The sequence below is a fragment of the Bradyrhizobium xenonodulans genome (assembly GCF_027594865.1).
GTDB lineage: Bacteria > Pseudomonadota > Alphaproteobacteria > Rhizobiales > Xanthobacteraceae > Bradyrhizobium > Bradyrhizobium xenonodulans.
Genome location: NZ_CP089391.1, coordinates 2384215 through 2403178, shown reverse-complemented (window position 1 = coordinate 2403178; position 18964 = coordinate 2384215). Strand labels below are relative to the sequence as shown.

Annotated in this window: 13 protein-coding genes; all 13 read right to left on the bottom strand. The window is 66.0% G+C overall.

The window, feature by feature from the left end; all coding sequences use genetic code 11:
- Positions 1-15 precede the first annotated feature (15 nt).
- Positions 16-642 carry a GTP cyclohydrolase I FolE gene (gene folE, locus I3J27_RS11245; RefSeq protein WP_270168822.1) on the bottom strand — a complete coding sequence of 209 codons (627 nt, stop codon included), beginning with the start codon at positions 640-642 and terminating at the stop codon, positions 16-18.
- Positions 643-827: 185 nt separating this feature from the next.
- Entirely contained in the window at positions 828-1943 is a 1116-nt protein-coding gene (locus tag I3J27_RS11240; protein ID WP_270168820.1) for a sensor histidine kinase, read from the bottom strand.
- 26 nt (positions 1944-1969) lie between these two features.
- On the bottom strand, positions 1970-4579 hold the full coding sequence (locus I3J27_RS11235) for an ATP-binding protein (RefSeq protein ID WP_270168818.1): 2610 nt from the start codon (positions 4577-4579) through the stop codon (positions 1970-1972).
- 115 nt (positions 4580-4694) lie between these two features.
- On the bottom strand, positions 4695-5588 hold the full coding sequence (locus I3J27_RS11230) for an alpha/beta fold hydrolase (protein ID WP_270168815.1): 894 nt from the start codon (positions 5586-5588) through the stop codon (positions 4695-4697).
- Positions 5589-5657: 69 nt separating this feature from the next.
- Positions 5658-6485, bottom strand: coding sequence for an HD domain-containing protein (locus I3J27_RS11225; protein ID WP_270168812.1), 828 nt, complete (start codon positions 6483-6485; stop codon positions 5658-5660).
- Positions 6486-6699: 214 nt separating this feature from the next.
- Positions 6700-7578: a transglutaminase family protein gene (locus tag I3J27_RS11220; RefSeq protein WP_270168810.1), complete on the bottom strand. Its 879-nt coding sequence runs from the start codon at positions 7576-7578 to the stop codon at positions 6700-6702.
- Entirely contained in the window at positions 7575-10100 is a 2526-nt protein-coding gene (locus I3J27_RS11215) for a circularly permuted type 2 ATP-grasp protein (protein ID WP_270168807.1), read from the bottom strand. Before I3J27_RS11215 ends, I3J27_RS11220 begins: the two co-directional genes overlap by 4 nt.
- A gap of 27 nt (positions 10101-10127) precedes the next feature.
- A complete protein-coding gene (locus tag I3J27_RS11210; protein WP_270168806.1) occupies positions 10128-13397 on the bottom strand; it encodes a transglutaminase family protein in 3270 nt (1089 codons plus the stop codon).
- A 301-nt stretch (positions 13398-13698) separates the two neighbouring features.
- Positions 13699-15003, bottom strand: a complete 1305-nt coding sequence (locus tag I3J27_RS11205) for a methyl-accepting chemotaxis protein (protein ID WP_270168804.1) — start codon at positions 15001-15003, stop codon at positions 13699-13701.
- Positions 14981-15502: a PAS domain-containing protein gene (locus tag I3J27_RS11200; RefSeq protein ID WP_270168802.1), complete on the bottom strand. Its 522-nt coding sequence runs from the start codon at positions 15500-15502 to the stop codon at positions 14981-14983. The genes I3J27_RS11205 and I3J27_RS11200 overlap by 23 nt, the downstream gene beginning before the upstream one ends.
- A gap of 193 nt (positions 15503-15695) precedes the next feature.
- On the bottom strand, positions 15696-17219 hold the full coding sequence (locus I3J27_RS11195) for a UxaA family hydrolase (protein WP_270168800.1): 1524 nt from the start codon (positions 17217-17219) through the stop codon (positions 15696-15698).
- 99 nt (positions 17220-17318) lie between these two features.
- Entirely contained in the window at positions 17319-18095 is a 777-nt protein-coding gene (locus I3J27_RS11190) for an HpcH/HpaI aldolase family protein (RefSeq protein WP_270168798.1), read from the bottom strand.
- Between the two features lie 243 nt (positions 18096-18338).
- Positions 18339-18857 (bottom strand): homoprotocatechuate degradation operon regulator HpaR, encoded by a 519-nt coding sequence (hpaR, locus tag I3J27_RS11185; protein WP_270168795.1) that lies wholly within the window; start codon positions 18855-18857, stop codon positions 18339-18341.
- Positions 18858-18964: the final 107 nt, after the last annotated feature.

Sequence of the window (18964 nt, the reverse complement as noted above, 5' to 3'; positions counted from 1 at the left end):
TCGCCTCCTTGCGGATCAGTCGTCCGAATTGGCCAGCCCCAGCAGCTCCTGACGCGTCAGCGCATTGTCGCGGAATACGCCGAGCATGCGGCTGGTGACGAGATCGGTCCCGGGCTTGTGCGCACCGCGCGTGGTCATGCAATGATGCGTCGCCTTGATGATGACGCCGACGCCTTCGGGCCTCAGCACGTCGTTGATGGTGTTGGCGATCTGCGCGGTCATCTTTTCCTGGATCTGGAGACGCTTGGCGTAGACGTCGACCACACGCGCGAGCTTGGAGATGCCGACGACACGGCCTTGCGGGATATAGGCGACCCAGGCGCGGCCGACGATCGGCGCCATGTGGTGCTCGCAATGGCTCTCGAAGCGAACGCCCCGCAGCACGATCATCTCGTCGTAGCCTTCGATCTCCTCAAAGGTCTTTTGCAGGATTTCGGTCGGATCCAGCGCATAGCCGGAAAAATATTCCTCGAAGGCGCGCGCGACGCGGTCCGGCGTCTCGCGCAGGCCATCGCGCGCGGGATCATCGCCGGCCCAGCGGATCATGGTCCGGATCGCCTGCTCGACCTCCGCCCGGTCAGGCCGAGCGCTCGGCGCCTGTGCGACCGCGACGCGTTCCAGCCTGCGCGCTTGTGACGTCATCGAAAACCTCCCCTGCAACGAGCCACAGACAGAAGCGGCCCCACAGCTTGGACGGCTGCGATTGGAAAAGGTTCCCAAGATCAGGAAAAATCGGAAGGTTGGGCAAATCGGCCGGTCGCTCCTGCGGAAGATTGTGCCGCGCACCAGCGCAAATGCACCGCTCGAAAGAACCCAATGCGCCCGCCTCAATCCGGAATGCTAAAGTAGAACGCGGCCCCCTTGCCGATTTCGGCGCTGGCCCAGATGCGCCCGCCGTGGCGCTGCACGATGCGCGATGCGATCGAAAGGCCTATCCCCGTGCCCTCGTACTGGTCGGAGTCGTGAAACCGCTGAAACGCCGCAAACAACTTGTCGGCCTGCTGCACGTCGAAGCCGGCTCCGTTGTCCCTCACGCAGTAGATTTTTTCGCCGCCTTCGGTCCAGCCGGTCACGGTGACCAGCGGTTTCTCCCGGGCACGGGTGAACTTGAAGGCGTTGGAGAGCAGATTGACGAGCACCTGCCGCAGCAGCGCTCGATCACCGACGCAGCCAGGAATTTCGCTCACATGGACCACGACCTCGCGGCTGCTGTGCTGCCGGCGCAGTTCGTCCACGATCTCGCGGACCAGCGCTCCGGCATCGACCGGCCCCTTCGACAAGGGCTGGCGGCCAAGCTGCGACAGACGCAACAATCCCTCGATCAGGCGCTGCATGTGCTCGCCGCCCGCCATGATGGCGCCGGCCAGCTTTCGCGGCTCGTCCGGCCATTGCGCGGCGTGATCCTCGATCAGCGTCTCCGCATACCCGACGATGACGGAGAGCGGACCGCGCAGATCGTGCGCGACGGAATAGGAGAATGCTTCGAGCTCCCGGTTCGCCGCCTCGAGCTCGCTGGTGCGCTCGCGCACGCGGGCCGCGAGCTCCGCATTCTCGCGGCGCAGGCGCTGCACCGCCAGCGCGCGCTCCAGCACGGGAATGACGGCGCTGAGCTTGAATGGCTTGAGAATGTAATCGAGCGCGCCCGCCTTCATGGCCTCGACGGCGGTCGCGATGGTTCCGTCGCCGGTCATGATGATGCCGACGAGACCCGGATCGGTCTCCTGCGCCGCCCGCAGCAGAGCGATGCCGTCCATATCAGGCATCATCAGATCGGCGAGCAGCAGGTCGCATCTGGCGTGCCGCAGCTCCGCCAGCGCGGCCTCGCCATTCGTGAATCCGACCGCATCGTAGTCGCCGTCCGGCAGCGTATCGCACAGCGCCTTCATCTGCGCCGCTTCGTCGTCAACCACGAGGATGCGAGCCCTCAAACCCGTCGTCGGCATCTTCTGCATCCTGCCCCCATCCGGTCTCACGCGCTGCCGGACCCGCAGCACCGGGCCAGCGCTTCCCGCAATTCGCGAAGCTTCGGCGGCTTGCTGAGGACGTGGTCGACATGCGGCGGAATGTCGTCTTCGGACGTGAGGCGCTTGCCCCAGCCGGTCAACATGATCACGGGCGTCGCGGGCGAGACGTTCTTGATCCCGCTCGCCACCTTGCGGCCGTCCACGTTGGGCATGCCGAGATCGGTGATGACGGCCGCGAAGGCCTCGCCGCGCTCGAAGGCGGAGCGGAACGCGGCGATTCCCGCAGCGCCGTCGTTGGCCGTCACGATGACATGCCCGTCGGATTCGAGCGTATTGCACAACGACCTGAGCAGGAGCGGGTCGTCGTCGACCAGCAGCAGGCGCAGTCGCGCCGGTCTGGCGGTCCCGTACCCGTCCTGCGACGGCGTGGCAGACGGCGCTTCAGGCACGGCAAAGTTCAGCGAGACGACCGTGCCGCGACCGACTTCGCTGTCGATGTCGACCTCGGCGTTATGACGCCTCGCGACACCATAGACCATGGCGAGGCCCAGTCCGGTGCCGCGCTCGCCCTTCGTGGTGAAGAACGGCTCGAGGCAGCGTCGGCGGGTCTCCTCGCTCATGCCGACGCCGTCGTCGCCCACCTCGACCCGCACCTGATCGTGGCCGTGCGCGCCGCGCAGCAGCATCGTACGCAGCGTCAGCGTGCCACCGCCCGGCAGCGCGTCGACGGCGTTGAAGATGAGATTGATCAGCGCTTCGCGGATCTCGCTCTCGACGCCCGAGACCGCGGGCAATTGCTCGGCGAGCTCGCTGCGCAACGTGATGACGGTTCCGCGGAGCTGCGGCATGTCGCTCCAGCGCGCCCGCGTCAGGTCGACGACCTGGCGCACGAGCTCGTTGAGCTGCACCGGCCTCAGCGTCAACTGCGGCTCGCGCTGCCGGTAGAACTCGCGCATGCGCGTGACGGTGTGGGCCACATCTTCGACCGCCCGCTGGATCGTCTCCAGATATTCGCGCGTGCGCGCGCTCAGGTTCGGCTCCACTTCGAGCAGGGATTGGGTATAGAGCGACACCGGCGAGAGCGCGTTGTTGATGTCGTGCGCGACGCCACTGGCCATCTGTCCGAGGGCGCGCAGCCGTTCCTGCTGCATCACGGCCTGCTGGGTCTGCCGCAAATCCTCGTAGGCCTGCTGGAGCGCGCCGTGGAGTTGCGCCTGGTGGGCGGCGAGCGCGACATGCTCGCTGAGCTGCCGCAGGAACTCGCATTCGCCGCTGCTGAAGCTTTCCTTCTCCTTTCGCGCCGCGACGAGGACCCCGAACACCCGGCTCTCGACCTGGAGCGGCGCCAGCACCATCGCGCGCAATCCGCCACGGGCAAGCCGTGTCGGAAACGGGAAGGATGATTGCGTGATGTCCGGCTCGTAGACGAGCTGACCCAGCACGCAGCGCGACAGGCCGTTTTCGTCGATGTCGATCCGCGCGCGCTCGGGCATCGCAAGCTCCAGCGCCAGCGCGCCGCTCTTGAGCCCCACGCATTCCACCGTCATCACGTGATCGACGGTATCGTGAAGGCACAGACTGGCGAAATCCACCGGCAGCTGGTCCTCGATACTGCGGACCGCCACCTGGAAAATGCTCTTGAGATCCTGCCGCTCGCCGATCGCGCGGGTGATCTGGTGCAACAGGCTCAACCGGGCGAGCTGGGCCTGGGCCTTCAGCTCCGCCTGCCGGCGCACGAGGATCTCGGATTCCAGGGCGTGGTTGGCGGAGGCGAGCTCTGCAGTCCGTTCGTCGACGCGTTGTTCCAGCTCCTCGTTCAAGCGCGCGAGCTGGGCTTCCGCCAGCATCCGCTCCAGCATGTCGGATGAAGCCATCTGCATGATCGTGAGCAGCAGGACGATGCGCCCCGCCACCTTGCCGAAATGAGCGACCATCGCCTCGGTGTCGTGCGGCGCCTGCGAATACAACATCGCGACGTGGCCGAGCAGAACGACAGCGCCCATCAGGGCCAGCGGCCGGAAAATACGGTCCGCCATACGTAGCCGCCAGCACAGGACGCAGGTGACCGCCCACAATGGCGGCGCCAGGATCAACACCGGACGGGTGATCTCCAAAAGGCCCGGAGGACGATATGGCGGAAGGCGCTGGAAGATCATGACCAGCAGCACGGCCACGACCGCCATGAACAGCGCAAACGCCGGCGTCCCGCCTCGATTCCGCCGCGACGACCAGATGGCGGCCAGGATTCCGATCGCGAGGATGTGGGCCGCCGGCGGCCATGTCGCCGGCCGGAGGAATTCCCGCAACTGCATGACGAACGCCAGCGATCCGGACCATTCCACGATCACCAGGACATGGAGGAACTCCAGGACGAAGGTCGCGCCGAAGGCGATCGCGAGCCGCTTGTAAAGCGGCTGCCCGATGCGGGCGCCGGTGCCCCAGAGCAGCAGCGTCAGCAGACCCGTGATGAGGGCCATGCTGGTATCCAGAATGGTGTGAAGTTCCGGATAGTCCCGTCGTCCAGCCGCAAGCAGCGTAGCACTGCCGACGCCGAAGGCGATCAGCACGCCAGCGACGCTGAACGACGAATTCGCGGTCCTGGTCGCCGGGCCCATATCGCCACCGCGGTAAGCATCGTTTCAGAGAACGGAACGATGCGAATCAAGGTCCGCAATTTTTCGCCTTTTTCTGCATCGCGCGCAATCTATACGTGCAGGGCGGGCCGAAAGTCTATTCCTGCCCCGCCGCGCGAACATCGAGCACGGCCCGCGCCCATTCGGCCGGCCGCTCCTGCGGCAGGTTATGACCGGCGCCTGCGAACACGCGCCGCTCGAAGAAGGCCTCGAACTTGGGCGCGTGATGGGCGGTGCCGGGATTGACGCCGTCACTGTCGCCGTCGATCGCAATCGTGGGAACGCCGACCTGTGGCTGCGCGGCGAGCTTCGCCTCGAACGCGGCATAGGCGGGATCGCCCTCGACCAACGCGTAGCGGTGGCGGTAGGAGTGGATCACGACGTCGACGAAATCAGGATTGTCGAACGACGCCGCACTTGTCTCGAACGTCGCATCGTCGAAGGCCCATGTCGGCGACCACATCGACCACAGCTGGCGCGCAAAACCCTTGCGGTTGCGCTCGAGCGCGCGGCGGCCGCGCTCGTTGTGGAAGAGATATTGATACCAGAGCGCCGCTTCCTCCGGCGGCGAGGCCGGCTCCATGGAACGGGCGATGTTCTGGATGTTGTAGGAATTGCCGGAGACGAGGCCGATCACGCGCTCGGGGTGCAGCACCGAGACGACACAGGCGGCGCGCCCGCCCCAATCATAGCCGCCGACGACCGCGCGCTCGATACGAAGCGCATCCATGAAGGCGAGCAGATCCGCGCCCAGCGCCGCCTGCTCGCCGGAGCGCAGCGTTGCAGCAGAACGAAACCGCGTCGGCCCGTAGCCGCGCAGCCAGGGCACCAGCACCCGTGCGCCGGCCTGTGCGATCAGAGGCGCGGTCTCGGCATAGGCGTTCACATCATAGGGAAAGCCGTGGCCCATGATGCAGGGCCAGCCGTCCGGCGCGCCGTATTCGCGATAGGCAATGTCGAGCACGTCCGTGGTGATGGTTTTTTGTTGCATGATTTGCTCACGGAGTTTTGCGCGATCGGCGCCGGACATCGCTCCGCTCGTCCGGGCTGCAAGGGCGCCCTACTTCTGCGGCCCTGACAGCGAGATTTCGCGCTCGGCACGGAAGACGTTGCTGTAGAGGTTGGCGATCCACTGCCGGCCGATCTCGGTCTTGTTGAGATAGCCGATCTCGGTCTGGATGTGCGGTGCGACGCTATTCCAGTAGAATTGTGGATAGCGATTCACGATGTCGGCCGGCGAGTCGTAGCCGAGCTGGCGATTGATGCCGACCTCCTCGAACTCGTAATAGAGCGCATTGGCCTTGCGCAGATAGTTGGGATCGCCGAGCTGGCCGATGAAGTCGGCGGCGCGCAGGATCGAGGCTTCGTCGTCGTACTCCTGACCCTCGCGGGCCGGGAAGCGGGTCCCTTCGATGGCCCGGGCAACCCGCTCGGGGTCGAGGCCGTTGACTGACGGCAGCCGCCGCCGCGCGAAAAGCTTCGAGCGGTCAACGTGATACATCATCAGGCTTGCATCCGAGGCGCCGCGCGGCAGCGACACCTTGGTGCCGGCCTCATCGATGATGAAGCCGTCTTCGTCGTCCTCGGGAAACAGGCCGCGGACATAGCCGATGTCGTGCGCAAGGCAGGCGATCAAGATATGGAGGTAGTCCTCCGCCTCAAGATGCGCATGGAGATTACGTCCCGTCAGGATGGCCTGAGCGGCGAGCGTCACCAGCATCGTATGCTCGATGTTGTGGTACAGCGCGTCGCTGTTGCCGATGCATTCCATCGCGGTGCGCGTCGCGCCCTCCATCACCCTTGCGGAGGGTTCATCGTACCTGCGGCGCATGAACGAGCCCAGCATCTTCTCCAGGGTTTCGGCCGCCAGTCTCGGTAACGTCATCATGGATGCGGCCCCGCTTGTCGGTGGTGTCCCACGCCAACTCCCGACGTCTCATTCGTGTCCTCGACGCAATGGCCAGCATAGCCCATCTTGGGCCAAGTGACCAAACCCCGGGACGAGATTACGGAAATATGTTTCTGGTTGTGCTGTGCGGCATCACGGTTGCGGCAGCAGCTCGGTATCCCTTGACGGCGGCCAACGGTTCGGCAAGGCCGCTTTATTCGACCAGCAGCACGTCCACGGCGACGCCGAGCTTCTGCTTCGGCGAGCCGACGATGATGCCGTCGACCGGCGAGACGTCGGAGAAGTCGCGCGCAACCGCGAGCACGATATGGTCGTTGGCAACGAGGAGATCGTTGGTCGGATCGAAATCGACCCAGCCAAGCTCCGCCCCGCACCACAGCGATACCCAGGCGTGGGTGGCGTCGGCACCTTGCAGACGCGGCTGACCCGCCGGCGGAATGGTGCGCAGATATCCGCTGACATAGGCCGCCGGCAGACCGAGCCCGCGCAGCCCCGCGATCATCACATGGGCAAAATCCTGGCAGACGCCATGACGCTTGTCGAAGACTTCGCCGAGCGGCGTCGAGATTACGGTGGCCTTGGGATCATAGCGGAATTCGGTGCGGATGCGATGCATGAGATCGACCGCGCCTTTGAGGATACCGACACCGGGCGCAAAGCTCGTCGCCGCGTAAGCACTGACCGGACGCAGCACCGGCACCAGCGGGCTCGCAAAGACATAGCCGACCGGCGAGGCAGGCCCGAGGCTCGTCGCCTCGAACGCGATGTCGCGGATGTTCTCCCACGGCGGACTTGCAGCATCGCGCGCCGGCGGCTTGCGCGAGATCGAGACACGCGAACGTGAATCGATGCGCAGATTGCGATGCGCGGCTTCGATCACCACGCTCTCGGTCAGCGTGCCGAAGAAATCGCGCCGGATATTTCGTTCGGCCGGGCGCGGACGGATCTCGACATGGTGCGAGATCAGCTCCTGGCCATTGCCGCCTCTCGGCTCCAGCCGCAGCGTGCAGCGGGCAAAGCTGACCGGGCTCTCGTATTCGTAGGTGGTGACGTGCCGGATGTCGTAGATCACGCCAACCCCGTCAGCTTTTCCGGCCGGCTGGCATTGGGACCATGCGGGAAGTAGTGCAGCCCGATCGCCTCGGCGAGGCTGAGCAGGTCCTGCTCCAGCGAGAACAGCGTCTTGACCTCGAGCTTCTCGGCCTCGGCGGTGGCCAGCATCGCCTGCACCGCGACCGCGAGCCGCTGCGGCTGCTCGATCAGGCCGTGCTCCTTCAGGCTCGGCAAGGCCGCGATGTGCTCGTTCAGCGTCGTCACCTGGAACGCCACCGAGCGCGGATTATAGGGATCGAGCACGGCGAGGTCGCGCACCGGTGCCAGGATCGGCGCCAGCAGATAGCGCGAGCGATAGCTGATCTGGGAATCCACCAGCGTCAGCAGGATGTCGAGATCCTCATCGCCGGCTTCGTCATAGGCAAACTGGCGCGCGAAACGCGTGGTGTTGATGGCGCGCTCGGTGCGGCGGCCGATATCGAGGAAGCGCCAGCCGGCGGCGCGGTTCATGTTCTCCTGCGCAAGGCCTGCGAAGCTTGCAAGCTCCTGCAACGTCAGCTCGGCCGCACTCACCACGCTGTCGTCGTCCTCGACCTCGTAAGCGAGGCGCTCGGCCATCTCGGTGATGACCTGCCAGGCATCGGGCGACAGCCGCTCGCGCAAGGATGTCGCGGTGCGCTGTGCCGCGCGCACCAGCGACAGCGCCGAGCCGAAACGCGCCTCGCTCTGCAGCGCTTCGGCGACGATGCGCCCGGGCGCCGTGCGCGAGGCTTGCGAGATCGCGCCCCAGGCCACCAGCAGGCGCTGGATGCGCTCGGCCGATTGCAGCGAGGCCGCGGTGCCCTTGTTGGGCCCGCTCGGCGAGCCCAGCGCGCGCACCAGCCGCAGCGTCGCCTCGGCGCGTTCGAGATAGCGGCCGAGCCAGAACAGATTGTCGGCGGCACGGCTCGGCAGCACGCCGGCGATGCGGCGGATGCGCACCTTGTCGGTCGCCGGCAGCAGCGTCGCGGTCGAGACCTTCTTGTCCGAGACGACCCAGACGTCGGCGGCGCGGGCGCCGTCGCCCATCGACACCGCGCGTGCATCCGCCTTCTCGGCGATGCGGCAGAAGCCGCCGGGCATGATGGCCCAGCCGTCGGGCGTGGCGGCCGCGAACACGCGCAGCACGAAGGGACGCGGCGTGAGCTGCCCCTGCTCCCACACCGGCATGGTCGAAAGCCGCACCACCTCCTGGCCGACATAGTCCATGCCGCGCGCATTGATGGCGTCGACCAGGCGCTGGCGCCCACCGGCGTCGAGCTCGCTGGCGAGCACCGGACCGTTGCTGTCGAAGCCGGGCACGCCGCGGCGGTAAGCGCCTTCGATCGCGACCTCGTCGAGCCGCGACAATATCTCGTCACGCGCGGTGCGCTGGCCGCACCACCAGGTCGCGATGTGCGGCATCTTCAACTCTTCGCCGAGCAGGCGACGGCTGAGCGCCGGCAGGAAGCCGAGCAGCGCGCGCGCCTCCAGCACGCCGGAACCCGGCATGTTGGCGACGACGACGCCGTCCTTGCGCAGCACGTCGATCAGACCGGGTACGCCGAGATGCGAGGAGGCATCGAGCTCGAGCGGGTCGAGCGAATTGGAATCGACGCGGCGCAAGAGCACGTCGAGCCGCTTCAGCCCCGCAACCGTGCGGATGTGGATGCGGTTGTCGCTGACGGCGAGATCATCGCCCTCGACCAAGAGGAAGCCGAGATAGCGTGCCAGCGTCGCGTGCTCGAAATAAGTTTCGCTGAAACTGCCGGGGGAGAGCACGCCGATGCGCGGCTCGTCGCGATCGGCGCGTGCGCGAAGCGAGTCGCGAAACGCCTCGAAGAAGGGCGCGACGCGCGGCACGTTCATCGATTTGTAGAGATCGGAGAAGGCGCGCGAGAGCACCAGGCGGTTCTCCAGCGCATAGCCCGCGCCCGACGGCGCCTGGGTGCGGTCGCCGAGCACCCACCAGCGGCCGTCGGGCCCGCGCCCGACATCGGCGGCATAGAGCGAGAGGTAGCGCCCGCCCGGCGGCTCGACGCCACAGACGGGGCGGAGATATTCGGGACTGCCCGCGATCGCGGCCGCCGGCAGCGCGCCTTCCGCAACCAGCCGACCGTCGCCATAGATGTCGCGCAGCACGAGCTCGAGCAACTCGGCGCGCTGGGTGATGCCGGCGGACAATTGCTTCCAGTCGGCCTCGTCGATCAGTAGCGGCAGATGGCTGATCGACCACGGCCGGTCGGCGCTGTCGCCGGGCGCACGATAGGTGACGCCGGCTTCGCGGAGGTGACGGTCGGCCATGCCGAAGCGACGCTCGACCTCGTCGGGCGCCAGCGCGCCGAAGGCGTCGAAAAAGCGGCTCCAGACGGCGCGCGGGGCGCCGTCGGGTCCCAGGAACTCGTCGGGAATGCCGGGCAGGCGGCGATAGTCGCGGACCCATTGCGCGAGGCGGCGCTGGCCTTCACGCGGGCCTTGGGCCTTACCGGCCTGGTCGTTCTCTTCGGCTGCGCCCTCGCCCATGCGCCTCTCCCTGCCCCACCATCATACTCATTGCAGGAGCGGGGTCCGCAAGTCGAGGGTCAGCGGAAACTCATTTGTGCGTTCCTCGGGCGGCGGCTGCATCGGGCCCGGGGTATGGCCGTGGTCCTGGAAGCGCGCCAGCCGCCGCGCCTCGGCCTCGTAGGTGTTCACAGGCTTGGTTTCGTAGCTGCGCCCGCCGGGATGGGCGACGTGATAGACGCAGCCGCCGAGCGAGCGGCCGTTCCAGGTGTCGATCAGGTCGAAGGTCAGGGGCGCGTGGACCGGAATGGTCGGGTGCAGGCCGGAGGCGGGCTGCCAGGCCTTGAAGCGGACGGCGGCCACGGCTTCGCCGGAGCGGCCGGTCGCGGTCATCGGCAGGCGGCGGCCGTTGCACGTGATGATGTGGCGGCCTTCGACGAACCCCTCCGCCTTGACCTGAAGACGCTCGACCGAGCTGTCGACATAACGCACCGTGCCGCCACCCGAGCTCTCCTCGCCCAGCACGTGCCAGGGCTCCAGCGCCTGGCGCAGCTCCAGCGTCACGCCGCCATGATGGATGCGGCCGAAGGCGGGGAAGCGGAATTCGAGCTGGGCCAGATACCATTCCGGATCGAACGCATAGCCGGAGTGCTTCAGCTCGGAGAGCACGTCCTGGAAATCTTCCCAGATGAAGTGCGGCAGCATGAAGCGGTCATGCAGCGCGGTGCCCCAGCGCACGAACTTGCCGGTCTGCGGCTCGCGCCATAACTTTGCGATCAGTGCGCGGATCAGGAGCTGCTGCGCCAGCGACATGCGCGGATCTGGCGGCATTTCAAGCGCGCGGAATTCGACGAGACCGAGCCGCCCGGTGGTCCCATCGGGTGAATAGAGCTTGTCGATGCAGATCTCGGCGCGATGGGTGTTGCCGGTGATGTCGACGAGCAGATGCCGGAACAGCCGGTCCACCAGCCACAGCGGCGTCTGGGTGCCCGGCGGCGGCACGTGCGAGAGCGCGATCTCGAGCTCGTAGATGCTGTCGTGACGGGCCTCGTCGATGCGCGGCGCCTGGCTGGTCGGGCCGATGAACAGGCCGGAGAAAAAATACGACAGTGACGGATGCCGCTGCCAGTATAGCACGAGACTCTTGAGCAGATCGGGCCGGCGCAGGAACGGCGAGTCCTGCGGCGAGGAGCCGCCGATCACGACATGGTTGCCGCCGCCCGTGCCGGTGTGGCGGCCGTCGACCAGGAAGCGGTTGGCGCCGAGGCGAATCTTTGCGGCATCCTCATAAAGCCCGACCGTGATGTCGACCGCCTCGCGCCAGTTCTTCGCCGGCTGGACGTTGACCTCGATCACGCCGGGGTCAGGCGTCACCTTGATGACCTCGATGCGCGGATCGAACGGCGGCGGATAGCCCTCGACATGGACCTGGAGCTGCATTTCCTCGGCGGTCGCTTCGAGCGCAGCGATCATCTCGAGATAATCCTCGATGCGCTCGACCGGCGGCATGAAGGCGCAGAGCACGCCGTCGCGGGCCTCGATCGACAGCGCAGTACGCACCGGGACGGACGTGTTGAGATGCTCGGGCTCGAGCCGCGGCGGCGATTCAGGGCGCGCCGGGAGGGTGAACACCGGCAACTTGCCCCGCGCCTCCATCGGGTCCTGTTCGACGATGTAAGGGTATTGGTTGGGCGGGACGTAGCCGAGCGAGTCGAGTGGCAGGCGCAGGCCGAGCGGCGAATCGCCCGGCATCAGGAACAGGTGATTGCGCCGGAGCTGCCAGCGCTCGCTGCGCCAGCGCGGCGGCGCGTTCCAGCGCTGCACCGGCAGCACGAAGCCGCGCGGCGTGTTGAGGCCCTCGTCGAACACCCGCGCCATGCGCGCGCGGGCCTCCGGATCGGATAATTTGGAATCGGACGGATCGACGTTGACGGGAAGCTCGGCCTCCTTCTGGAGCCAGTAGGCGGTGTCCTCATAGGCCGGCATGATGTAGCCGGGATCGAGCCCAAGCCGCGCCGCCGTGCCCTCCACGAAGGTCTCGGCGTCCTTCACCTCGGCGCGGCGCGGGTTCTCGATCTTGGCGATCAGATCCGCGTTCTTCCAGATCGGCACGCCGTCCTTGCGCCAGTACAGGCCGAAGGCCCAGCGCGGCAGGCTTTCGCCCGGATACCATTTGCCCTGGCCGTAATGCAGCAGGCCGCCGGGCGCGAAGCGCGTCCGCAGGCGGCGGATCAGATCGTCGCCGAGCGCGCGCTTGGTCGGACCGACGGCCTCGGTATTCCACTCGGCCGCTTCGAGATCGTCGACCGAGACGAAGGTCGGCTCGCCGCCCATGGTGAGCCGGACGTCCTGCGCGGCGAGATCGCCGTCGACCTGTTCGCCGAGATCGTTGAGCCGCGTCCAGGACTCGTCGGAAAACGGCTTGGTGATGCGCGGTGCCTCGCGGATGCGCTTCACGCTCATGTCGAATTCGAACTCGACCTCGGCAAAGCCGGCACCGCCCGAGATCGGCGCGGCCGAGCGATAATGCGGCGTCGCGGCAACCGGGATGTGCCCCTCGCCTGCGAGCATGCCGGAGGTGGCGTCGAAGCCGATCCAGCCTGCGCCCGGCAGATAGACCTCGGCCCAGGCGTGCAGATCGGTAAAGTCGTTCTCGACTTCCGGCGGTCCCTCGATCGGATCGATGTCGGGACGGATCTGGATCAGGTAACCGGAGACGAAGCGCGCCGCGAGACCGAGATGACGCAGCGTCTGGATCAGGAGCCAGGCGGAGTCGCGGCACGAGCCGGCACCGGAGGCGAGCGTCTCCTCCGGCGTCTGCACGCCGGGCTCCATGCGGATGATGTAACGGACGTGCTTCTGGAGCTCGCGATTGAGGTCGACCAGGAAGTTGACGGTGTTCGGGGCTTCGTGCGGGATGGTGTCGAGAAATTTCGCGAACAGGCGATCGGGCTTGACGGTCTCGAGATAAGGCGCGAGCTCCGTCTTCAGGTCCTTCGGATAGTCGAACGGAAAGCTGTCGGCGTAGGGCTCGACGAAGAAGTCGAACGGGTTGACCACGGTCATCTGCGCCGTGAAGTCGACCTCGAATTTCAGCTCGGTCGTCTTCTCCGGGAAGACGTAGCGGGCGAGCCAATTGCCCTGCGGGTCCTGCTGCCAGTTCACGAAATGATTGGCCGGCGTGACCTTGAGCGAATAGCTCAGGACCGGCGTGCGCGTATGCGGCGCCGGCCGCAGCCGAATGGTCTGCGGACCAAGATCGATCGGGCGGTCGTATTTGTAGTGCGTGACGTGGTGTAATGCGACGTAGATCGACACGGGGTGCGGTGCTCCAGCAGCTTTTTTGAGCAGAACACCTGATGTCAGCGCGATCAAGCACTAACAACGGGCAGACCGTGCCTATGCAAGGTGCGGGCCGATCTCGTTTATGTCGTTATCCGGTACGGCGACGGTCTTACGCCGCCGAGGTCAGTACAGTAGGGTGGGCAAAGCGAAGCGTGCCCACGGCTTCTGTTGCGTGGGCACGGCGCAAGTGCGCCTTTGCCCACCCTACGATTCCGAGCCAACGGATCGAGCCCCCTCACCCGCTGCCATCGCGTCGCGCTTTTCGTTGAGGCCCCTAAGCCGCCGAGGTCAGCCGCTGCAAAAACTGCGTCACCTCGCGCCGCAGCGTCTCGACTTCGCCGTGGACGCGTTCGGAGGCACTGTTGACGCGGCTGGCGACGCGGCCGGTGTCGGCGGCGGCTTCGCTGATGCCGGTGACGTTGGAGGAGACCTGCGAGGTGCCCGCCGACGCCTCCTGGACGTTGCGGGCGATCTCGCGGGTCGCAAGGCCCTGCTGCTCGATCGAGGTCGCGATCGAGGCGGTGATGCCGTTGATCTCGGCGATGGTCTGCGCGATCGCCTCGACGGCCGCGACCGAATTGGTGGTCGATTGCTGCATCTCGCCGACCTTGGCGCCGATCTCTTCCGTGGCCTTCGCGGTCTGGTTGGCGAGGTTCTTGACCTCGGAGGCTACCACCGCGAAGCCGCGGCCGGCCTCGCCTGCCCGCGCCGCCTCGATGGTGGCATTGAGCGCCAGGAGATTGGTCTGCGAGGCGATCTCGCTGATCAGCTTGACGACGTCGCCGATCCGCAACGCGGCGTCCGCGAGCGTGCGGATCTCGTTGCCGGCGCGATTGGCTTCGGTCACTGCGCGGCCCGTGCTCGTGCTCGAGCCCGCCACCTGGCGGCCGATCTCGGCGATCGAGGATGCGAGCTGCTCGGCGGCGCTGGCGACGGTCGCGACATTGCGCGAGGCCTGGTCGGAGGCGGTGCGCACGCCCGAGGTCTGCCGGCTGGTCTTCTCGGCCGCGGCCGCCATCTGGCCGGCGTCGGCTTCGAGATCGGTCGCAGCGCCCATCAGGGTGCCAGCAACGCCGTCGAGATGCGTGCCGAACTGCTTGGCGAGATCCGCGATCTCGACGACGCGGCGGCCGAGGCTGTCGGTGCCGGAATTGATGACGGTGGCCGAACGGCGGAACGAGCCGGGCAGTCCGCGCGCGAGGATCTTTCGGAAATACTTGCCGCGGCTGGCATAGTCCATCGACGCCGAAGCCTCGCGCAAATAGGCGTCGGTGATGTCGAGCATGTCGTTGACCGACTTCTGGATCGACCCGATCCGTCCGGCCTGACGGTTGCTCAGGATGCGCGCTTCGAGATCGCCGCGCGCCGCCTTGCGGCAGACATCGGCGACCTCATCGACGGCCACTGCCGTGCGATGCTGGCACCAGACGGCGATGCCGAGCAGCGCGATCGTCGCGCCGGGCAGCGCTGCACTGGCGATTCCGGTCACGCCGAGAAGCGAGAGGACGAACGCAACGACAGCAAGAACACACGCGAGCGCGGTCGCTCCCTGCGCCTTAGAGAGAGAGCACAAATTCATCGTAACCGACACCTTGTTGCTTCAAGAGTCCGACCATCGCATCGAAGCTCGCATGCATGCCGTCCTTGGCATTGGCGTGCCGCGCCTCTTCCGCGCACAGCGTCCGGTAGATCGGCTTGATGCGCTCGATCTGCGCCGGATCGGGCTTGCGCCGGTTGGAGTGATAGCCGACGACATTGCCGCGCTCGTCGAAGGTCGGCGTGACGTGGGCGAACACCCAGTAATGGCTGCCGTCCTTCGCCAGGTTGACGACGTAGGCGAAAATCTCCTGCTTCGACTGAAGCGTGTCCCAGAGCAGCTTGAAGACGGCGCGCGGCATGTCGGGATGGCGGATCAGGCTGTGGGGCGCTCCCATCAGCTCGGCGTAGGAGTATTTCGCCATGCGGATGAAGACGTCGTTGGCGTAGGTGATGCGGCCCTTGAGATCGGTCTTCGACACGATCAACTCCTCCTCACCGAGGAGATTTTCCACGCCGGTCGGCCGTATCGCACGCGTCATCGTTGACGAATCCTGTCGAAGGGCGAACGCCCCCGAAAGGAGTCGAGCTCGCATCGCTTAAGGATTACGGCAAGAACTGTTAATCATGCGTGAGCACAGGAACCCGTGCGGTGGCATGACACCTACGTATGACTACGTAGAGGCGCTGCTCGTCCTGCATATTCCCGCAACGAGACGCACGACGCGCCGGCGATCACATCGTCGCCCCTAATACCCAGGGCGCGAACTCGGCACCGCCGAAATCAAAACTCTCGCTCTTGGTGGGCTGGCCCGAAGCCGTTTTCAAAATGAGCTCGAAGATGCGCTGGCCGCACTGCTGGACGCTCTCTTCGCCTTCGAGGATGGTGCCGCAATTGACGTCCATGTCCTCTTCCATGCGCTTGTACATGGGCGTGTTGGTGGCGAGCTTGATCGACGGCGCCGGCTTGCAGCCGAACACGCTGCCGCGCCCCGTCGTGAAGCAGACCAGATTGGCTCCCCCCGCGACCTGCCCCGTCGCCGCGACAGGGTCGTAGCCGGGCGTGTCCATGAACACGAAACCCTTCTTGGTGATGGGCTCGGCGTAGCGCAGCACCTCGACGAGGTTGGTGGTGCCGGCCTTCGCCATCGCGCCGAGCGACTTTTCCAGAATGGTGGTGAGACCGCCCGCCTTGTTGCCGGGGCTCGGATTGGCGTTCATCTCGGCGCCTTCGCGCGTCGTGTATTCGTCCCACCAGCGCATCAGATCGACCAGCTTCTCGCCTACCTCGCGGCTGACGGCGCGGCGCGTCAAGAGATGCTCGGCGCCGTAGGTCTCGGGCGTCTCCGACAGGATCACGGTGCCGCCGTGACGCACGATCAGATCGCTGGCGGCGCCCAGCGCGGGGTTGGCGGACACGCCGGAATAGCCGTCCGAGCCGCCGCATTGCAGCGCCACGGTGAGCTCGCTCACCGGCACGGACTCGCGCGTCACCTTGTTGGAGTCAGCCAGCGCCTCGCGCACGAAGGCAATGCCCGCCTCCACCGTCTTGCGCGTGCCGCCGACCTCCTGGATGTCCATCGCGCGCAGGCGTCCGGCGAGCTTCTGCTCTTCCATCAGGCCGCCGATCTGGTTCACCTCGCATCCGAGGCCGAGCACGATCACATGAGAGAAGTTCACGTGCCGTGCATAGCCGCCGAGCGTGCGGCGGAGCAGCGCGAGCGGTTCATTCTGCGTCATGCCGCAGCCGGTCTTGTGGGTCAGCGCGACCACGCCATCGACATTGGGGAAATCGGCCAGCGGATTGTCGCCGGTGAACGGATTCTTCTTGAAGACGTCGGCGACGAGGCTTGCGACATGCGCGCTGCAATTCACCGAGGTGAGGATGCCGATATAGTTGCGCGTGGCGACACGACCGTCCGGACGGCGGATGCCTTCGAAGGTCGCCGGCAGGTCGAAGTTCGGCGTCGGCTTGACGTCGGCGCAATAGGCATAGTCCTTGGCGAAATCGCCCATGCCGCAGTTCTGCACGTGCACATGCTGGCCCGGCGCGATCGGAATGGTCGCAAAGCCGATGATCTGGCCGTAGCGGATCACTGGCTCCCCAACCGCGATCGGCTTGATCGCGACCTTGTGGCCGGAGGGAATGCGCTCGACCGTGCTCACGCCGTCGGCGACCACCGTCCCCGGCGGCAGGCTGGCGCGCGCGATCAGCACGCCATCATCGGGATGCAGGCGGATGACGGGGCTGATGGTCATGGCGAAACTCCTTCGGAGGCGAATAGCGAGTAGTGAGTAGCGAATGGAAAAAGGGGAGCAGCACCATTCGCTACTCCCCATTCGCCATTCGCGAGTGTCTTAGGCCTTGCCGGCCGAATCCTTGCGGGTCGCATTGACCTGCATCTTGGCGTAGGTCGTCATCAGGCCGACCTCGTTCGAGAGCGTCACCAGCTTGAAGCCCATGTTGATGGCGCGCGCCGCACCTTCGGCGCCGCTGCAATGGATGCCCGGGTTGAGGCCGCGCTTGCCGCATTCCTTGATGATCTTCTCGTAGATCGCGAGGATCTCGGGCTCGCTGCGGTCGAGCTTCGGCTCGAGGCCGTAGGAGAAGCCGAGGTCGGACGGGCCGATATAGACGCCATCGATGCCCTCGACGTCGAGGATCGCTTCCATGTTCTCGACCGCGGTCTTGGTCTCCATCATCGGCAGCAGGATGGTGTCGGCATTCGCGGTCTTCTGGTAGGAACCCGCGGTGCCGTACATGCCGGCGCGGATCGGGCCGTTGGAGCGGACACCCTGCGGCGGATATTTGGAATAGGAAACAAGGTTCCTGGCTTCCTGCGCCGTGTTGACCATCGGGCAGATCACGCCATAGGCGCCGCCGTCGAGCACCTTGCCGATGATGCCGGGCTCGTTCCAGGGCACGCGGACCATCGGGGTCACCGGATGCTTGTCCATCGCCTGGAAGCACTGCACCATCGACAGATAATCCTGGACGCCGTGCTGCATGTCGACGGTGACGCTGTCGAAGCCGCATTGCGCGATCATCTCGGCCGAGAAGCCGGAGGGTATAGCCAGCCACGCGTTGACCACGGCCTTGCCCGACTTCCAGATTTCCTTGACCTTGTTCGCCACGTTGCCTTCCTTCTTTGTTGTTTGGGTCGCCACTGTTTGAGTCGTCGTTATTTGGACCATCGTCACCCTGACGAGCGCCCGCGACAGTACGATCCAGCTGTTACCGCGATCCGGGGCGCCGCGCTACGCTCGCAATGGCGCAAGACCTATGCGCTCGCCCTCTGGATGAGCCTGGGCCGCACTTTGAGCGAAAAATCGCCCGCATGTCCATGGCTCCCGGGACACGGGCGCGCATATCTGCTTTCATTCCTCGGCACTTGCCTCCTCGCCGGCGCCGAGCCCCGCAAGACTCTGTTCGAGCTCGCCGAGCATCTCCTGCAACTCGGCGAGCTTGCGCGCGCCAAAGCGTCGCGTGATCTCCGCATAAATCGCCTCCGAGGACGGCGCGACCGAGGCCATCAGCTTCACGCCCTCTTTCGAGATCGAGACCATGCTGCGGCGCTGGTCGGTCTTCGCGGTCTTGCGCTCGATCAGATTGCGCGCCTCGAGGTCGCGCAGGATGCGCGACAGGCTCGGCCCGAGCAGGAATGCCGTGCGCGCGAGTTCCGTGACCTCGGCCGCTTCGATGGCCGCCAGCGCGCGGAGGATGCGCCATTGCTGCTCGGTCAGCCCGTGCTCGCGCAGCGAGGGGCGAAACTGCCGCATCACGGCCTCGCGCGCCCGCAGCAGCGACATCGGCAGCGAGCGCGAGAAGTCGCGCATCGGCACCTGCCGTGCAGCCGGCGCGCTTCCGTTGGCGGGATCAGCCTGTCTCTTCGTCATGACGCCCTTTCAGACCACAGAATGTTTGCAGTGCAGCAAGCCCGAATTGTGTTTGACGCATTCACTTAACATGTTAAGTATCTCCGACACCACGATTTCGATAGACC